The sequence below is a fragment of the Pantoea sp. alder81 genome, assembly GCF_020179835.1.
Taxonomy (GTDB): Bacteria; Pseudomonadota; Gammaproteobacteria; order Enterobacterales; family Enterobacteriaceae; genus Pantoea.
Genome location: NZ_JAIUDA010000006.1, coordinates 78,722 through 96,789, shown reverse-complemented (window position 1 = coordinate 96,789; position 18,068 = coordinate 78,722). Strand labels below are relative to the sequence as shown.

General features: G+C 54.1%; 17 protein-coding genes and 1 pseudogene. 6 read left to right on the top strand and 12 right to left on the bottom strand.

Annotated features, from left to right (window positions below):
* Positions 1-30: 30 nt before the first annotated feature.
* Positions 31-2,241 (bottom strand): annotated as a pseudogene (locus tag LBW88_RS17020) (TonB-dependent receptor domain-containing protein); the annotation flags it as partial.
* A 383-nt stretch (positions 2,242-2,624) separates the two neighbouring features.
* On the opposite strand from LBW88_RS17020, the gene LBW88_RS17015 reads away from it, so the two are divergent.
* Positions 2,625-2,912: a SelT/SelW/SelH family protein gene (locus tag LBW88_RS17015; protein WP_097118073.1), complete on the top strand. Its 288-nt coding sequence runs from the start codon at positions 2,625-2,627 to the stop codon at positions 2,910-2,912.
* A gap of 68 nt (positions 2,913-2,980) precedes the next feature.
* On the opposite strand, the gene LBW88_RS17010 is transcribed toward LBW88_RS17015, so the two are convergent.
* From LBW88_RS17010 to LBW88_RS16980, 7 genes are all read right to left on the bottom strand, one after another.
* On the bottom strand, positions 2,981-3,520 hold the full coding sequence (locus tag LBW88_RS17010) for a PadR family transcriptional regulator (protein ID WP_224933525.1): 540 nt from the start codon (positions 3,518-3,520) through the stop codon (positions 2,981-2,983).
* Positions 3,521-3,610: 90 nt separating this feature from the next.
* Positions 3,611-4,393, bottom strand: coding sequence for a siderophore-interacting protein (locus LBW88_RS17005; protein ID WP_224933526.1), 783 nt, complete (start codon positions 4,391-4,393; stop codon positions 3,611-3,613).
* A gap of 392 nt (positions 4,394-4,785) precedes the next feature.
* Complete coding sequence (locus tag LBW88_RS17000) at positions 4,786-4,995, bottom strand: hypothetical protein (RefSeq protein WP_224933527.1); 210 nt, start codon at positions 4,993-4,995, stop codon at positions 4,786-4,788.
* A 184-nt stretch (positions 4,996-5,179) separates the two neighbouring features.
* On the bottom strand, positions 5,180-6,046 hold the full coding sequence (locus LBW88_RS16995; protein ID WP_224933528.1) for a helix-turn-helix domain-containing protein: 867 nt from the start codon (positions 6,044-6,046) through the stop codon (positions 5,180-5,182).
* A 256-nt stretch (positions 6,047-6,302) separates the two neighbouring features.
* Entirely contained in the window at positions 6,303-6,467 is a 165-nt protein-coding gene (locus LBW88_RS16990; protein WP_224933529.1) for a DUF2474 domain-containing protein, read from the bottom strand.
* 1 nt (position 6,468) lies between these two features.
* Positions 6,469-7,473: a cytochrome d ubiquinol oxidase subunit II gene (gene cydB / locus LBW88_RS16985; protein ID WP_265112710.1), complete on the bottom strand. Its 1,005-nt coding sequence runs from the start codon at positions 7,471-7,473 to the stop codon at positions 6,469-6,471.
* A 2-nt stretch (positions 7,474-7,475) separates the two neighbouring features.
* A complete protein-coding gene (locus LBW88_RS16980) occupies positions 7,476-8,891 on the bottom strand; it encodes a cytochrome ubiquinol oxidase subunit I (RefSeq protein ID WP_224933530.1) in 1,416 nt (471 codons plus the stop codon).
* 570 nt (positions 8,892-9,461) lie between these two features.
* Between LBW88_RS16980 and yghX the strand changes: the two genes are divergently transcribed.
* A complete protein-coding gene (yghX, locus tag LBW88_RS16975; protein WP_224933531.1) occupies positions 9,462-10,352 on the top strand; it encodes a YghX family hydrolase in 891 nt (296 codons plus the stop codon).
* 41 nt (positions 10,353-10,393) lie between these two features.
* On the opposite strand, the gene LBW88_RS16970 is transcribed toward yghX, so the two are convergent.
* Entirely contained in the window at positions 10,394-10,765 is a 372-nt protein-coding gene (locus LBW88_RS16970) for a winged helix-turn-helix transcriptional regulator (RefSeq protein WP_182057477.1), read from the bottom strand.
* A gap of 101 nt (positions 10,766-10,866) precedes the next feature.
* On the opposite strand from LBW88_RS16970, the gene LBW88_RS16965 reads away from it, so the two are divergent.
* Positions 10,867-11,721 carry an SDR family oxidoreductase gene (locus LBW88_RS16965; RefSeq protein WP_224933532.1) on the top strand — a complete coding sequence of 285 codons (855 nt, stop codon included), beginning with the start codon at positions 10,867-10,869 and terminating at the stop codon, positions 11,719-11,721.
* 57 nt (positions 11,722-11,778) lie between these two features.
* Here LBW88_RS16965 and LBW88_RS16960 read toward each other — a convergent pair whose 3' ends face one another.
* Positions 11,779-11,970, bottom strand: a complete 192-nt coding sequence (locus LBW88_RS16960) for a hypothetical protein (RefSeq protein WP_224933533.1) — start codon at positions 11,968-11,970, stop codon at positions 11,779-11,781.
* Between the two features lie 68 nt (positions 11,971-12,038).
* Here LBW88_RS16960 and treF point away from each other — a divergent pair, with 68 nt between their 5' ends.
* Entirely contained in the window at positions 12,039-13,694 is a 1,656-nt protein-coding gene (gene treF / locus LBW88_RS16955; protein WP_224933614.1) for an alpha,alpha-trehalase TreF, read from the top strand.
* A gap of 121 nt (positions 13,695-13,815) precedes the next feature.
* Here the strand turns inward: treF and LBW88_RS16950 are convergent, their stop codons facing one another.
* Entirely contained in the window at positions 13,816-14,640 is an 825-nt protein-coding gene (locus LBW88_RS16950; protein ID WP_224933534.1) for an alpha/beta fold hydrolase, read from the bottom strand.
* Positions 14,641-14,857: 217 nt separating this feature from the next.
* On the opposite strand from LBW88_RS16950, the gene LBW88_RS16945 reads away from it, so the two are divergent.
* Positions 14,858-16,447 carry an MFS transporter gene (locus LBW88_RS16945; protein WP_224933535.1) on the top strand — a complete coding sequence of 530 codons (1,590 nt, stop codon included), beginning with the start codon at positions 14,858-14,860 and terminating at the stop codon, positions 16,445-16,447.
* Positions 16,448-16,454: 7 nt separating this feature from the next.
* On the opposite strand, the gene LBW88_RS16940 is transcribed toward LBW88_RS16945, so the two are convergent.
* Positions 16,455-17,363, bottom strand: coding sequence for a LysR substrate-binding domain-containing protein (locus LBW88_RS16940; protein ID WP_224933536.1), 909 nt, complete (start codon positions 17,361-17,363; stop codon positions 16,455-16,457).
* A 129-nt stretch (positions 17,364-17,492) separates the two neighbouring features.
* On the opposite strand from LBW88_RS16940, the gene LBW88_RS16935 reads away from it, so the two are divergent.
* Entirely contained in the window at positions 17,493-18,053 is a 561-nt protein-coding gene (locus LBW88_RS16935; RefSeq protein WP_224933537.1) for an antibiotic biosynthesis monooxygenase, read from the top strand.
* Positions 18,054-18,068: the final 15 nt, after the last annotated feature.

The window sequence follows — 18,068 nt, the reverse complement described above, 5'->3', positions numbered from 1 at the left end:
GCCCTGCGCGAACGCAGGGCGAAAAAGTGATTAGAAGTCGACGTTCACACCGAGCTGGAAGGTGCGGCCTGGCATCACAGCCAGGTTAATGTCATTACGCGTCTGAGCATTGGTACCGGTCAGCGTACGGCTGCTGGAGTAATCCCAGTACTTACGGTCAGTAATGTTGTAGATGCCGCCGCTCAGTTTGACGTTCTTAGTCGCCTGCCAGTAAGCCGTTGCGTCCACCATGCCGTAACCCGGTACACGCATGTAATCCGTAGAAGAATCCGTGAGCGGACTGCCGGTGTTGGTGAAGCTTTCACGGTTGGTGGCCGTGGCTTTCTTGCCTTTGACAAAGGTGGCCGTCAGCGCCGCGCCGTAGCCGCGTTTGACGTCATCCCATGCCAGACCCACAATCGCTTTCATTGGCGAGACGCTATCAAGATCAATATACTTGTCGCCGGAGTAACTGGACTTAGATTTACCCTGGTTATAGCCCAGCGCGAAGGTGCTGCTCAGACCATCCACTTCAGGGAACCAGGTGCCGTAGTTCACTTTGGTGGAAATCTCAGCACCATAAATGTAGGCCTTGTCACGATTTTCAGCCTGGTAGCTGGTGTAGATATTGCTCGGCACATTGACGAACATCGCCGGGCTGGTGGCACGGCTGTAGCGCGTGTAGGCGATGAAGTTTTTGTACTGGTTGTAGAACACAGAAGTGTTAACCGTTACACCTTCGACGGCTTCCCCTTTCAGGCCCCACTCGAAGTTGTTGCTGGTTTCGGTCTTAAGATCGGTGTTACCAATCAGCGCATATTGCGCACTACCCGCATAGCTCGAACCCAGGTTCCATGAACCGTAAAGCTGGCTGGTAGTTGGGAATTCTACGCCGCGCTTGTACTGCAGATAGGTGGTCAGCGCCGGAGTCAGATCGTACTGGAAGGTCAGTGACGGCAAGACCTGCGTGTCAGAGTTCGTTTTGCCATACAACGCTTCAACCTGATCTGCGGTTAACACCGCACTGCCATTGGTCAGATCGCTCAGGTTTTTCGGTTTGGTGTTTTGATACATCACACGTACGCCTGGAATAATTGCGAAGTTGTGGCTGTCCAAATCGAAATTAATTTTATCCTGAATGTAACCCGCCACCGCATAGGAACGGCTGTCAGACTGCGGCTGAGTGATGACACTGAAGGTGCTTGGCGCGGGTTCCTGACGGAATGGACGCTCAGAGTCATCCAGACGCGCGTTGAAACCGGCGCTCAGCTCATGGCGACCCAGCGTTTTCGTCCCGCGAGTGTCGAAGCCGTAAGAATCAACGTTGAAATCAGAGTAGACGTAACCGTACTGGCTGGCGCTGGTCGGCAGATAAGTATTGTCATGCGCCTGAGTCTGCTGCCAGTAAACACGAGTGGTCAGCGTATCAATGAAGTCATTGTATGGCGTCCACTCATCGGCCAGGTTGATGCCCCAACGGCGAGTATCGCTCTGCTGCTGCGCAGTACCCCAAACGGTGTTACCGCTGGAGTCCCAGGTATCGTAATGGCTGTGATTAGTTTTGTGGTAGTAGTCAAAGGTCGCAGTGAATTTATGCTGATCGTTTGGCTGCCAGATGCCTGAAGTCATGAAAGCATCTGAGTGCCAGTTAGACGGATAGGCATCAATCACGCCGCTATTGTTTTCGGTTTCCTGACCATCGCGGCGGCTGTAGACAAACAGACCACGCAGTTCGTCATCACCGGCTGCAGCAGTGATACCGTTGTGCCAGCTGCGGTTCGCAGAGTCGTATCCGCTCTCATAACCAAAGTAGGTATTTTTCACGTTGCTGAGATAATCATCAGCCGTTTTATTGTGGAACGAGACATTACCCCCGATAGAGGTGTTTGGCTGATCCACCGCGGTGGCGCCCTTTTCGATATCAACGCTACCGAACATGTAAGGGTCAATGTAGTCACGGCCAATACCAAAAGTATTGTTACCGGTACGGCTGACGTATGGACGACCTGTAGCATCGGGAATCGGAATACCATCGATATCCATACCCACGCGGTTACTTTCCAGACCACGGATGTTATAGCCGGTGTAACCCGCACGGTCGAAACCGCTTTTGCCGGAAGATGAGCCACCGCTGGAACCTGTCGCGCTGATTAACGGCTCATAACGCATGATTGATCCGAAATCGTTCGCGCCGCGTTTTTGCAGTTCACTGGCGGTGATGGTGGTTTTGTTGCCCGCCTGCTGTTTAGGCGCAGTAACGGTCAGCGTGGGTTCGCTGCGAGTAGATTTATCCGAAGAAACAGCAAGTGTCGTGTTGTCGCTGGCCGCGTAGCTGCAAGCTGCGTGAATAGCGGAAGACAAAATGGCAACTTTAAACAGACGTTGCTGGGTCATTCCCTGAAAGAGTGAAGACATGCGCGAAATACCTGGTTAATTGTTAGTATTCGCTCACTGGATTGCCGCCAAAAAAACGCGAAAAGCGTTAATAAACCGTAAAATGTGTGGACTTATTTTATGTAATAAATAATTTCGTCAGGAATGTAATGCAATTGGTAATCATTATCAATAAACTTTACACTAAGATGTATCTTAGACCGCACAATTTGTTAACTTGTTTATTATCAATAATTAAGAAGAGGCACCCGATGTCGCAAAAACCGGCTGTGACCATTTACTACTGCACTCAGTGCAACTGGCTGCTGCGTTCCGCATGGATGGCGCAGGAACTGCTGCACACTTTTGCCGAAGATTTGAGCGCGGTGACGCTGAAACCTGGCACGGGTGGCGTGTTTGAAATCTCGATTGATGGCACGGTGATTTGGGAGCGTAAACAGGAAGGCGGATTCCCGGATGCGGCAGCGCTGAAACAGCGCGTGCGTGATTTCTGCTGGCCGGATCGCGAGTTGGGGCATGTGGATAAGAAAAAGCCCTAAAGAGTGTTTCAATAAGGGCGCCAGATTGCGCCCTTGACAGAAAATCACAACGTTAATGCCCGCGAGGGTTAACTGCTGGCGATTTTTTCCGTTGCTTCATTCAAGGCGTTAATCACAATTTCCAGCGCCTCAGGAGAAATATCTTCCTGCGACAAACGATGGTTTAGCGTATGCCGAATGTGATGAATCGCCTGTTCAACTTCTGGAATACTGCGGTTATTCACCAGAACAGCTAATGACGTCAGGCGCTCAATAATGGTGGCAATATTGTCGCCGTTCTCTGCCAGTAATGCTTTGCCGCCCTCGTTCAGCGCATACGCCTTACGCGACGCGTGTGCATCCACCACGCGGATTGCATCCATCTCTTCAAGCAGAGTGAGGTTGGGATAGATGATGCCGGGGCTGGGGGAGTACTCCCCTTTCGAGAGTTCTTCAACCGACTTGATCAGCTCATAGCCATGTGCCGATCCATTTGCCAGGAAGTGCAGCATCAACAGGCGGATATCACTGGCATCCAGCATCCTTTCACGGCGCTTTTTACGCGCACCTGCACAGATTGCACGCTGTGCATTATCGGACTGCCATGGAAAATCCCGCTGATGTTTCATTGCCTTCCCTGAGGTCAATTAAGGGAGGTTGATAGTAGTCTGCCGCCTGGCAAAATTCAACACAGGCGGCGGTTGGCGCGGTGAAGTCGGTTATTTCTGATGCCAGTAGGCCACAGCGCGTACGAAATCAGTGTGTGCACCACGGCGTTGCGTAAAGTAGTCGCTCAGCAATTTCACCGCCTCGCCTTCTCCGGTCAGCCAGATGAAGTACTCTTCAGTTGGCAGTGAGATTTGATCCAGCTGCGCGATCAGCGGCCCGAGGTTATCCACCTGCATAGTGCCACTGCCCAGCCACGTCACCTGCACATTCGGCAGGTCGCCGAGGTAATCACGCCCGGTAGTTTCATCGGCGTAGGCCAGCAGATGGATCTGCTGCGCCTGCATCTCAGCGTAACGGCGCTTAAAGGCTGGCAAACCCGTCTCATCGCACACGTAAATCTGGCAGGCATAATCCACCGGCACCACACAGGAGCCACGCGGGCCGCCCATGGCGATTTGATCGCCCGGCTTCGCATTATTGGCCCAACTGCTGGCCACGCCACCCTCATGGATATAGAAATCCAGGGTCAGTGAATCTGCGCCATTAAACGCCAGAGGGGTGTAATCACGTGCGGCCGGGCGCACGCCGCCTGGCCAGACGATCCCTTCCTCGGTCATCTGCGGCAAGGCCAAAGCACTGCCTGCGCTGTCCGGAAAGAATACTTTGATGTGATCGTCAAACGATGGCGAATGAAAGCCTGCCAGATCGCTGCCGGTAAACTCAATGCGCCAGAACTCCCCGGCGATTAAGGTCTTGCTCGCCACGGTGATGTGGCGAAAGCGTAATTCGTTACGGACGCGCTTCGGGGCGCGATCGTTGGTGTCTTTTTGCAAGAGATCTCTCCAGACAAAGGCGTTACTGAATGCGAACCTGCTGTACCCATCCAGGGTGGCAGGATTGCTGACCCTTCAGCTGACAATACCGCAACTTGAGAGCCGTTTACGTCAAACGTTATCGAAAATCATTCTCATCTGACGCCGGGAAGAATATCTATGATATATCTTCGATGCAATGCCGAAAAATGCTATTGGGAAAAATCGCAGAATTTTCGGTGTGGCCTGGGCAGGTATTAACGCCGACGGGGTTTCAGTAGAGAACCGCTGCGAATGCCTCTGCAGAAGCGTTGAGTTCGATTAGTGGGCAACGGCAAGCAACGATCGCGCCGCATCAAACGTGCGGCGTGTCATCGATAAAGTGGTTAGAACGCGGTAAAACGAGAGGGAAATCAGGCCTGATGGTTGCCGCAGTTGACGAAGCTATTGTCATCCTGGCTGTGCTGCGGCAGCGGGTTATCACCCACAATTTCATGCTGCTGGCAGTGAGTCTGATGGGGATGCAGGCCGCCCGGCGGAGAGAAAGGCTCAGCCATCTGAGCACTTGCCAGCGAGGAAAACGCCACAAGCGCTGTCATGAGGAACAACGGTAAAAGTCGCATAATTTTTTCTTTTTCACTTTGACGGTCCAGAGCGGACCAGGAATGCAGGTGATTATCCAGCCTGATGTGTGGCGGCTGGTGTTTTACGCGGCCAATCAGGTTTCAAGGGAGGATTTTACGCCAGTTATGGCAATAATTTTATAAAATCGTGCGGTTAGTCACAGTTAACCGCACGATTTATGCATCAGCAGGTCGAGACTGGAATGTAGAAAGTGCCCTGCAACAGATCTGGCGTGCTGTATTTCAGATCCAGCTTCAGCAAATCTTTACCTGCCCGGCGTGCCACGCCCAGTGCTGGCAGATGGTTGTAATAAATCTCGGCGGTGAACGCGTTGATCTCCTCCGGCGCACCGTGCCAGTCAATTTCGGCATACAAACCACTTTCGCCGGTCCAGTTCTGCACGTTACGCGGCAGGACATCGGCGTACTGGCTCTCCAGCGCCTGGAACATGCTGATGTGCTGCTGATCGGCCGAATTAACGCCAGGGCTAAACTGGAACCCCAACCAGCCACGGCTGACATGCTTACCCGCAAAGTTCACAAAATCGCGGGTATGCTGCGCCACCACTTGATTGTGATGGTCGATGTACTCGCCAAAGCGGCACTCCCACTCAATCACTTCACCACACAACTGCAGCTCCGGTTTCTCCGCCAGACGCGCATTGACCCAGGAGCGCTGCGTGGAGATACGGCTGTGGAAATCTTTCATGAGCATTTCCGGAATGCGGCGATAGGCGCCCGGCGTCATGGAAAAGTGACTTTTGAACACCCGCGTGAAATTCTGCTGGTTATCAAAACCAAAGCGCACGGCGATATCGATGAGCGGCATGCTGGTCAGTTTCAGCGCCATCGCTGACATGGTCAGTCGACGTTTGCGCGTATACGAGGCCAGCGTTTGGCCGGTCATCTCTTTGAACATGCGCTGCATGTGCCACTTGGAGTAACCAGATTTCAGGGTAATCAGATCGATATTAAGCTCGTCGGTCAGATTCGCCTCTATCCAGTCCACCAGATCGTTGATGTACTGTTTTTTAAGATTCAGGCTGAGCATGATTTTTTTGATCGAGTGATAAGTGTGAAGGTAATGAATTTGCGCGATTAGTCACATAAATATAACAAAAACGTATTACTAACGTAAGGAAGAGTAAAGCTAACGAGGCGGGAAAAGCATTAATTGCTTAGGTGACTAACGTTTTAAGGTCAATTTTCACGCTGCGATAATGTGAATAAGGTCGCCATTACCAGCGACCTTCACGCGATTTTTGTAACGGGGTGCACACTGTTGCGAAACTTGTTAATCCGCAAACTCAGTGTGTATGCATGCCCGCCGCGTTCATCATCATACGAAACAGTGATGCCACTATAGCGAGTGCCAGTACGCTGGCGCCATAGATAATGACCAGCCACATCACCCGCTTCCACCATGGCGACGGTGTTACCCTGTCTTTCATTTTGCTGACTTCGATTGGCATATCAATGATACCCCTCATCGGCTTTGATTTTTCCGCGGAACACGTAGTAACTCCAGAAGGTGTAACCCAGAATAACCGGAATAATCAGTAAAGCGCCCACCAACATAAACGCCTGGCTGCTGGCCGGAGACGCGGCCTGCCAGATGGTGATCGAAGGTGGCACGATGTTCGGCCAGATACTGATGCCCAAGCCGGAGAAACCAAGAAAAATCAGCGCCAGCGTCAATAGAAACGGTGAGTAATGCGCCTCACGTTTGATGGCTCGCACAATCCCCCACGAGCACAGCACCACCAACAGCGGAACCGGCAGGAACCAGAACAGGTTAGGACGTGAGAACCAGCGCTGCGCGATATCCGCGTGGGTTAGCGGCGTCCAGACACTGATAATGCCGACCACCAACAGCAGCGTCACGGTGAGCGGCGTGGCCAGCGCTGACATTTTGCGATGCAGGTCGTGCTCAGTTTTCATAATCAGCCAGGTACAGCCCAGCAATGCATAAGCGATCACCAGACCGACGCCACAGAACAGCGGAAACGGCGCAAGCCAGCTCATCGCTGAGCCGGCGTATTCACGGCCAGATACCGGGAAGCCGTTCAGAATGGCGCCCACGGCCACGCCCTGACTAAAGGTCGCCAGCAGCGAACCGGCGATGAACGATTTATCCCAGAACGGACGATGTTCTTCCGTGGCTTTAAAGCGGAACTCAAACGCCACGCCGCGAAAAATCAAACCGATTAACATGGCAGTTAAAGGGATCGATAGCGCATCCAGCAGCACCGAATAGGCCAGCGGGAAAGCGCCGAATAGCGCTGCGCCACCCAGAACCAGCCAGGTTTCGTTACCATCCCACACTGGCGCCACGGTGTTGACCATCATGTCGCGCTCGATCGGATCTTTATTGAACGGCAGCAGCAGGCCAATGCCGAGATCGAAGCCATCCATCACGATGTACATCAGGGTGCCAAACACGATGATGGCAAACCAGATTATTGAAAAGTCGATCATGATTAGCGTTCCCCGTTCTTATGGGTATTGGCCGCTGAGAGCGGACGAGCCGGAGTGTGTTGCTCGCCCGGGCCACCGTGCGCCACTTCTCTACCTTCACCGGTCACTGGGCCTTGTTTAATCAGGCGCATCATGTAGTGATAACCGACACCAAATACCGAGCAGTAGACCAAAATGAATGCCATCAGGCTGATGCTCATGTGAAGATTGCCATGTGCAGAGACCGCATCAATGGTGCGCTGCACGCCATACACCACCCACGGCTGGCGACCCATTTCGGTGGTGATCCATCCCGCCAGAATGGCGATCAGTCCCGATGGCCCCATCAGCAAGCAGAACCACAGGAACGGCCGCGACTGATACAGGCGCTTCTTCACCCGCAGCCACAGGCTGATCACCCCCATGCCGATCATTAACAGGCCGAGCGCCACCATCACGCGGAACGACCAGAAAATCACAGTGGAGTTTGGCCGATCCTCTTTCGGGAAGGTTTTCAGTGCCGGGATCTGCTTCTCGAGGCTGTGCGTCAGGATCAGGCTACCGAGATAGGGAATCTCCAGCGCATATTTGGTGCGCTCCTGCTCCATATCCGGCACACCGAACAGAATCAGTGGCGTAGGCTCACCCGGCTTGTTTTCCCAGTGCCCTTCAATCGCCGCGATTTTTGCTGGCTGATACTCCAGCGTGTTAAGGCCGTGCGCATCCCCCAGAAATGCCTGAATCGGTGAGACAATCAGCGCCATCCACAGCGCCATCGAGAACATCTTGCGCACGGCTGGATTGTCATTGCCGCGCAGCAGATGCCAGGCCGCAGAAGCGCAGACAAAGAAGGCGCTCGCCAGGAAGGCAGCGGTGGACATGTGCAGCAAACGGAACGGGAATGACGGGTTAAAGATGATTTTCAACCAATCCTGCGGCACCACGACGCCACCCTCAATGATGTAGCCCTGAGGGGTGTGCATCCAGCTGTTAGAGGCCAGAATCCAGAAGGTCGAGAAAATGGTGCCCAACGCCACCATGCAGGTGGCGAAGAAGTGCAGACCCGGACCGACGCGGTTCCAACCGAACAGCATCACCCCAAGGAAACCCGCTTCCAGGAAGAAGGCGGTTAACACTTCATAGGTGAGCAGCGGACCGGTGATACTGCCAGCAAACTGCGAGAAACCACTCCAGTTCGTCCCGAACTGGTAGGCCATTACCAGCCCGGAGACCACGCCCATACCGAAATTCACGGCAAAGGCCTTGGACCAAAAATGGTAGAGATCGCGATAGGTCTCGTTACGGGTTTTCAGCCACATCCCTTCAAGTACCGCCAGGAAACTGGCGAGACCGATGGTGATGGCCGGAAAGATAATATGGAAGGAGACAGTAAAGGCGAACTGTATCCTTGCCAGGTGAAAGGCATCTAATCCAAACATTGCTTACCTCATTGCCACAAAGTGCACTGGAATTTTTACTTATAATTAACAACAGCGTGCGGGAAACTATTTCGTCATATCGGAAGAAAGGTCGCACTAATGTAAAGGGAAGCAGTCAGAACGAAAATAAACAGAGGAAGTCTATAAAACTATAACAGTATTTTTTGATGGCGATCATTGTCTCGGTCAGAGACTAATTGATTGATATGACTGACCTAAGGTTAACAGCCCTCGCTTATTGTAACGACGTTGTTATTAATCTTCCCGCTAAGATTTCAGCGTTATCAGTTAACTCGCTCATTTAATTATTTTTTAGTGCGGACGACAGGAAGGTTAATTAAATTTCTCGCTAGATAGCGTGTCAATAATTCCAGACAACATGACCTTATCTCAATTGTTAATTAAAATAGCCCTTTTTTAAAACCAAAGGATATATTTTCCAGGTCTGGGCCCGACACATTACGCTCCTCTCTCTCTCTTAACGCTTTGCGGCATAGCGTTTGCAAGCGTTAACCCGCTGTGCTTTTTTTATAGCAGCAAAGCCATCGGTTAATCAGCGAAGGAGAGGTTATGACCCGTCTTACCGCACAGGATTTTCCCCAGGAACTGCTTGAGTTATACGACTATTACGCACACGGCAGGATCAGCAAACGTGAGTTCATCACCCTTGCTGCCAAATTCACCATCGCCGGCATGACCGGAGCCACCTTGCTCACCGCCATGAGCCCCAACTATGCGCTGGCGCAGCAGGTAGAATTCACCGATCCCGAGATCAAACCCGAATACATCCACTACCCTTCCCCGCAGGGTCATGGCGAGGTGCGCGGCTATCTGGTGCGTCCTGCCAAAGCAACCGGCAAAGTGGGCGCGGTAGTGGTGGTACACGAAAATCGCGGACTGAATCCGTACATTGAAGATGTCGCACGCCGCGTGGCGAAAGCCGGATATATCGCGCTGGCACCGGATGGTCTGAGCTCGATGGGCGGTTATCCCGGCAATGATGAGGAAGGCCGCGCGATGCAGGCCAAAGTCGATCCCACCAAGTTGATGAACGACTTTTTTGCCGCTGTGGATTTTTTGATGCATCACGAAGAAGGCACCGGCAAAGTCGGCATCACCGGCTTCTGTTATGGCGGCGGCGTGGCCAATGCAGCTGCAGTGGCCTTCCCGGAACTGGCTTGTGCTGTGCCGTTTTATGGTCGCCAGCCCAAAGCGGAAGACGTGCCGCGCATCAACGCCCCGCTGCTGCTGCACTATGCCGCATTAGACAAAGGCATCAACGAAGGCTGGCCAGCGTATGAAGAGGCGCTGAAAGCCAACCATAAAACCTATGAAGCCTATATCTATCCCGGCGTGAATCATGGTTTCCACAATGATTCGACCCCGCGTTATGACAAAGCGGCAGCAGAGTTGGCGTGGAGCCGGACGTTGGGGTGGTTTGAGAAGTATCTGCACGCTTAAGTGTGCTGTTGATGGGGGTAGTGGCGTGATAAATAGCGCCGCTACGCCTCCGCGTTATCCTTCACAATGCGATGCACATTGCTTTCCAGCCAGTCGGCCAGGCCAATCACATGGCCTTCGACTTCACGCCCGAGCGGCGTCAGGCGGTACTCCACATGCGGCGGCACCACTTCATAGGCGATGCGCTCGATAAATCCATCTTCTTCCATGTAGCGCAGCGTTTGCGCCAGCATGCGTTCGCTGACGCCACCAATCTTGCGGCGCAGCTCACTAAAACGCAGCGTTTCTTCGCGCAGCGCTAATAATACCAATACGCTCCAGCGGCTGGTGATGCGTTTGAGCACGTCGCGTGAAGGGCAATTCACATTGAGCAGCTCGCCACGAATAAATTTATTACTCAATTTTTCAGACATTTATGCTGCCTCTTCCAAACTAACAAATCTGTAAGTACTTACTAAAAGTTAGTTTATCCCTTAGGCTGATTTCATTCCAGCTCAAACTGAAGGAGAACATCATGATTGCGATTACCGGTGCTACAGGCCAACTGGGCCGTTTAGTGATTAACGAGTTATTGAAAAAAGTGCCTGCCAGCGAAGTGATTGCGGCAGTGCGTTCACCTGAGAAAGCAGACGATTTGAAAGCGCTGGGCGTGACGTTACGCGCGGCGGATTACAGCAAGCCGGAAACGTTGAAAAGCGCGTTTAGCGGCGTCGACAAACTGCTGCTGATCTCTTCCAGCGAAGTCGGCCAGCGTGAAGCGCAGCACCAGGCGGTGATTGATGCGGCAAAAGCAGCGGGCGTGAAATTTATCGCTTACACCAGCCTGCTGCATGCGGATACCTCGTCGTTAGGTTTGGGCGTAGAGCACCGCGCCACGGAAGCGATGCTGCAAGCCTCCGGCGTGCCGTATGCCCTGCTGCGTAATGGCTGGTACACCGAAAACTACGCCGCCAGCATTGCCCCGGCGCTGGCGCATCACGCCTTTATTGGCGCGGTCGGTGAAGGTCGCATCGCTTCAGCCTCACGTGAGGATTATGCCGCCGCAGCGGCTGAAGTCATCAGCCGTGACGATCAGGCGGGTAAAGTGTATGAACTGGCTGGCGATGAGAGCTACACGCTGGCCGAATTCAGCGCTGAGATTGCTAAACAGTCTGGTGAGCAAGTGGATTACATCAACCTGCCGCCTGCGGAGTTCGAAGCCGCGCTGAAAGGTGCCGGTTTGCCAGATGCGCTGGCAGAGTTGCTGGCAGATTCCGATGCCGGCGCCGCGCAAGGTGGCTTGTTCGATGACAGCCGTGCGCTGAGCAAACTGATTGGTCGCCCCACCACGCCGTATGCTGAGGTGATTAAAGCCACGCTGGCGAAGTAATGCTTGTTCAGGCCAGCGTAAGCTGGCCTGATTCCCGTCTCGTATGCCACCAAATGATCAAAGCAAAGCGCGATATTTAAGCCAAATAATGGCGATTTTCTTATTTACAGATAATTCTGTGCGCTGATTTGAACCACCATTTAAAACACTGCTTTCATTTCCTGAAATATAGCTTGTTGTAATCGCTGTAAATTCACTAAAAAGCCGGATCAATCGACAAGATTTATTACGTTCATAGATATTTCGCATTGTTGTCTCGGCTATTCAAAGCTCTATAATTTGTCCTTTGAGCAACCAGGCAATTTCAGGAGGCCGCTATTAATACTAACCAGCAACGTCAAGCTTTCGGGGAACACGAAGCCCATGCTGATCTGGGGTATCAATACGATCCTCACGAATTTATCCGCGAAGGCATGGAGGATTCCGAGCCGGAACCGGAGCTGATCCAGGGTCTGCCCGCGCCAGATGCGCTCACCCCTGCCGATCGCTATCTTGAGCTGTTCGAGCACGTGCAGATGTCGCGCATATTCGCGGATGGAAAAACCTTCCCGGACTGCGCGCCAAAATTTGATCCGCTGGATATATTAATCCGCTATCGCCGCACGCGTCGCTCGGCCGAATTCGATCTCGAAAAATTCGTGCACGACCATTTTTATTTGCCGCAGGTGAATGAAAGTTTTTATGTTTCCAATCCGGATAAATCCCTGACGGAACATATCGACGAGCTGTGGCCCGTGTTAACCAAGATGCCGCAACAGCATTTATCACACTCGTCGCTGCTGCCGCTGCCAAAACCTTATGTGGTGCCTGGCGGGCGTTTTGGTGAGACCTATTATTGGGACTCCTATTTCAGCATGCTCGGCCTCGCGGATGCCGGGCGTGACGATCTGCTGCGCGACATGGCAGATAACTTCGCGTGGCTGATCGATAACTACGGTCACGTGCCTAACGGCAATCGGACTTATTATCTCAGCCGCTCACAGCCGCCTGTTTTCGCTTTGATGGTGGAGCTGTTTGAAGAGGACGGGATTCGCGGTGCCAAACGCTATCTCGATCAACTGATGAAAGAGTATCAGTTCTGGATGGATGGGGCCGGCGAGCTGATGCCGCATCAGGCCTACCGCCATGTGGTGCGTATGCCGGATGGTTCACTGCTTAACCGTTACTGGGATGACCGCGACACGCCGCGTGATGAGTCGTGGATGGAAGATGTGGAAACCGCCAGTAAATCGAGCCGCCCGGCGAATGAGGTGTATCGTGATTTACGTGCGGGTGCGGCATCGGGCTGGGATTACTCATCCCGCTGGTTGCGCGATCCGCAACGTCTGGCCAGCATTCGCACTACCCAGTTCATTCCGGTGGACTTGAATGCGTTTCTCTACAAGCTTGAGCTGATGATCTCCACGCTGTCACACGCCAAAGGTGAAGAGCTGACGGCGCTGGCGTGGCAGAAAAAAGCCGATACGCGTAAGCAGGCGATCCATCGTTACCTGTGGGATGACACCGCAGGCGTTTACCGCGATTACAACTGGCGCGATGAGCGTTTTGGTGCCTTTACGGCTGCGGCGGTGGTGCCGCTGTTCCTCGGCCTGGCTTCGCCAGAGCAGGCGCATCTGCAAGCTATTGCGCTGCGTCAATTGCTGCTGACTCAGGGCGGCCTGCTGACATCGATGGTAGAAAGCGGTGAACAGTGGGACAAACCGAACGCCTGGGCGCCGCTGCAGTGGATGGCGATAGTTGGCCTGAATCATTACGGTGAAGAGACGCTGGCGACAGAGATTGCCGTTAACTGGCTGACCACGGTGAAGAACTTCTATTCGCTGCATCACAAGCTGGTAGAGAAGTATGACATCAGCGGCGATCGTGCCCGTCCGGGTGGCGGTGGTGAATATCCGCTGCAGGATGGCTTTGGCTGGACCAACGGCGTAACGCGTCGATTGATGACCATGTACGGGCATCTGCTGGCGGATTAAAAAACAGAAAGGGCGCCTCGGCGCCCTTTTTTATCACCGAACGTTATCGAAGCCGCGCATCTGATGGCAGCAATATTGCTGCCAGTTAACACAATCAATCGCGCCGCTACACAACATCCGCTTATTTATTTCCCTGCAGGAATGCCAGCAGATCGTCGTTCAGCTGATCCTGGTGAGTCACCGCAAAACCGTGCGGCCCGTTCTCGTACACTTTCAGCTCTGACCCTTCAATCATCTCGTGCACCAGCTTACCGGTGGCTTCAAAGGGTACAATCTGATCGTTGCTACCGTGGATCACCAGCGTCGGCACATCGACTTTGGCGATATCGGCGCGGAAATCCGTCTCGGCGAAGGCTGTCACACAATCAATCGTGCCTTTCAGTGAGGCCAGCAGCGCAATGTTCAGCGTCTGCGTCATCACGCCATCTGAAATAGTCTGACCCGCGTTGGCCCCATAAAACGGCGTGGCAAAGTCTTTGATAAACTGCGCACGATCTTTTAGCAGACCCGCTTTAATACCATCAAACACCGCCGCCTCAACCCCTTCCGGATGATCATCCGTTTTACCGAAGATGGGCGTCACCGCGCCCAGCAGCACCAGCCCTTTCACTTTCGCCGTGCCGTAGCGACCGATATAGCGAGAAACGTCACCGCCGCCCATCGAGAAGCCCACCAGCGTGATGTCGTCCAGTTGCAGATGCTCAATCAGCGCATGGATATCATCGGCGAAGGTATCGTAATCGTAACCTTCCCACGGCTGCTCGGAGCGACCAAAGCCGCGACGGTCAAACGCGATGGCACGATAGCCGCGCTCGGCGAGGAAATTCAGCTGGCTATCCCACATATCCGCATCCAGCGGCCAGCCGTGGCTGAACAGCACTGGCTGACCTTTGCCCCAATCTTTGTAGTAGAGGTTAACGCCGTCTTTCGCTTTGAATGTGCTCATGTTTTTTGCTCCGTTAAGTGAGTGATGTTGTGTCTGCTAATCAAACTACATTCGGTTGCTGCAAAAACCTAAAGCAGAGATTTTGACAACTTGTTCAAAGATTTTTGCCCTTAAAGGCTGTCAAAAAAGCCTGAACAAGTTGGCCGATTTTTTCCGCTATCAAGCGCCTCGCGGGATTCGTAAGGTGCATACATCGCACATTTACAGGAACACGATGATGAGCCAGCAAAACCCAACGACACCGCGCGGCGGCGCTTTTTCTCCCTTCGCTTACGGGCTGTTCGCCCTGATCTGGACCGCCTCGGTACTCGGCAACACCGGCAGCTTTATCCGCGACGTTGCCAGCGCCTGGTTGGTGACCGGATTATCCGATAACCCGACCGCCGTGGCTTTGATGCAAACCGCGGCCACCTTGCCAGTGTTCCTGTTGGCGCTGCCCGCTGGCGTGCTCTCCGATATCGTCGATCGCCGCCGTCTGCTGATCGTGGTGCAGATTCTGATGGCCAGCGTCAGCGGCACCCTGCTGGTGCTGTCGCACAATCACTGGCTCACCGTGGAATGGCTGATCGGCCTGACCTTTGTCGGTGGCATTGGTGCCGCGCTGTTTGGCCCGGCCTGGCAGGCGATTGTCCCCGAACTGGTGCCGCGCCATGAGCTGAAAAACGCCGTGGCGCTCAACTCGCTGGGCATCAATATTGCCCGCGCCATCGGCCCCGCTACCGGCGGTTTACTGCTGGCAAGTTTAGGCGCCATGGCGGCATACGGTGCCGATGTGGCGAGTTATTTTTTCGTTATTGCTGCCCTGCTGTATTGGAAACGTCCGGCGAAAGCCAAAACCGAACTCAACGAACACTTTTTTGGTGCCTTCCGCGCGGGCCTGCGCTATGTCAAAGCCAGCCGTGAACTGCACCGTGTGTTGTTCCGCGCTGCGATGTACTTCGCCTTTGCCAGTGCCATCTGGGCGCTGCTGCCGCTGGTAGCGCGCACCATGCTGCACGGTACAGCCGGTTTTTATGGTTTGCTGCTGGGTGCGGTAGGCGGCGGCGCGATTGCCGGTGCGCTGCTGTTGCCGCGTCTGCGTAGCAAGCTGAGTAACGATGGTTTGATGCTGCTCTCTGCGGTGCTCAGTGCGCTGGTGATGCTGGCCCTGGCGATGAGCCCGCCGCAGTGGCTGGCGCTAGTGTTGATGCTGGTGCTGGGGGTCGGCTGGATTATTGCGCTGACCACTTTGAATGGCGTGGCACAGGCGGTGCTGCCGGATTGGGTGCGCGGTCGCGGTCTGGCGGTGTATCTGATGGTGTTCAACGGCACATTGGCCGCTGGCAGTCTGGCGTGGGGTTTGATCGCGCAGCAGCTCGGTCTGGCCAGCACACTATTGATTGCCGGGGCTGGTCTGGTGATTACTGCCCTGCTGCTGAAACGTCTGTCGCTGCCTGCGGGTGAAGCGGATCTGCAACCCGCTGAGCATTGGGCCATGCCGGTTGTGCACGACGATGTCGATGTGCGTCATGGGCCGGTGTTGATTCAGATTCGCTACCGCGTGCCGCAGGAAGATCGCGCCGCGTTCAAAAAAGCGATTCATAAGCTGGCGCAGTCACGCCGTCGCGATGGCGCCTATTCATGGGGATTAATGGAGCAAACCGACGACCCCACTGCGCTGCTGGAGTGGTTTATGGTGGAATCCTGGCAGGAACATATGCGTCAGCACCAGCGTGTGTCGCACGCCGATGCCGAACTTCAGCAGGCCGTTCTGCAATATCATCAGGGTGAAGAAGCCCCTCAGGTCAGTCACCACATTGCGATATAACGACGCTTTACGCGGGCGTATAAATTTCCTGCAACCCTGGCAGCGTGAGCAGGTGCTCACGCCACCAGGTGGCCGCATTGCCGGTCGCGGTTTCATTCCACGCCAGATACGCCATATCGCGGCGGCATTCGCTATCCAGCTGACGCACCACCAGCGCCCCGCTCTCCAGATGCGGTCTTGCCAGATACAGCGGCAGATAACCACAGCCCAAACCATCCAGCTGCGCCTGCAGTTTCGCCGGGAAGTCGTGCACGCTCAGGGTTTTCTGCTCATCCAGCACGCGTAAATCGATACCTGCGCCATGACGAGACGAGTCGTGCACTGTCACCGCACGGTACTGGCGAATCTGTTCGCGCAGCAGCGGCTCGGGTGCTGAAGCGAGAGGATGCTCCGGCGCGACTGCAAATACATAATCCAGCCAACCCAGCGGCTGGCAGACAATCTCTTTGCGCGTGGCGGGTTCCTGCACCGCGCCAAAGACAATGTCCGCTTCGCCATAGTTGAGTGCTTCCCAGCAGCCAGAAAGCACGTCCTGGCGGAATTGCAGCTGAGTATGCGGATGCTCCTGATAAAACTGATCGATCAACGGAGTGAGAATGCGAAACGGCAGCGAGGCATCGACGCTGATCACCAACTGGCTTTCCCAGCCGCTTTCGACATAGCGCGCCTGTTGCTCTAACTCGTTGACCGCGCGCAGCAGAGTGCGGCCTTTTTCCAGCATCAAGCGACCGGTCGGAGTGAAGGTGGCGCGATGGCCGGAGCGGTCGAGTAGCGTGATCTTGAGATCGCTCTCCATTTTTTGCACGGTATAGCTCAACGCCGACGCAGTTTTAAACAAGCGCGCAGCCGCAGCGGCAAAGGTGCCGTGGCGATCCAACGCATCCAAAATCAGCAGCGCCTCAAGGTTTAAACGCATTCCCCATGCCTCCCCAAAAATTGTTGAACAACAACCCAAAATCTATCCGTTATCAATAAACGCTCTCATTTCGTATTTTTTTACTCAACGACGCAAGCACTTTCACCAGCGGAAACTCGGGAACTTACGATGAATTACTCACAACAAGCCAACCACGTCACGCTGGTGATTACCCACAGCATCCTGCCGGAACAGCAGGCCAGTTATGAGCAGTGGCTCGACACCATCATGCCGCAGGCCGCGAGCTTTCCTGGACACCTCGGCGTCAACGTACTGCGCCCGGTGCATGGTGACAATGCGTACACCGTGCTGATTCGTTTTACCGGACTGGATGAGCTGTACGCCTGGCTAAAATCAGATCAGCGCAAAGCGTTGATCAAAGACCTGCCCGCGATGCTGGCGCAGCCGGAACATATCGAAGTACGCCCCGGTGCCGCGTTCTGGTTCACCCCGACGCAAAAAGGCCAGGTCAAACCGGCGAAATGGAAACAATACTTACTGACGCTGGGCGTGATTTTTCCCTCTACCAACCTGGTGCCGTGGTTCTGGAATCAGGTGTTGCCCGCCGCGCACGGCACGCTGTGGGGCCACTTGCTGAATGATGCCAGCGTAGTGGCACTGGTGGTGTTCTTGTGGATGCCGATGGTAACTCGTGTGTTAAAACAGTGGCTTATTGGCCGCAACGCGTAATCTAACTGGAGAAGA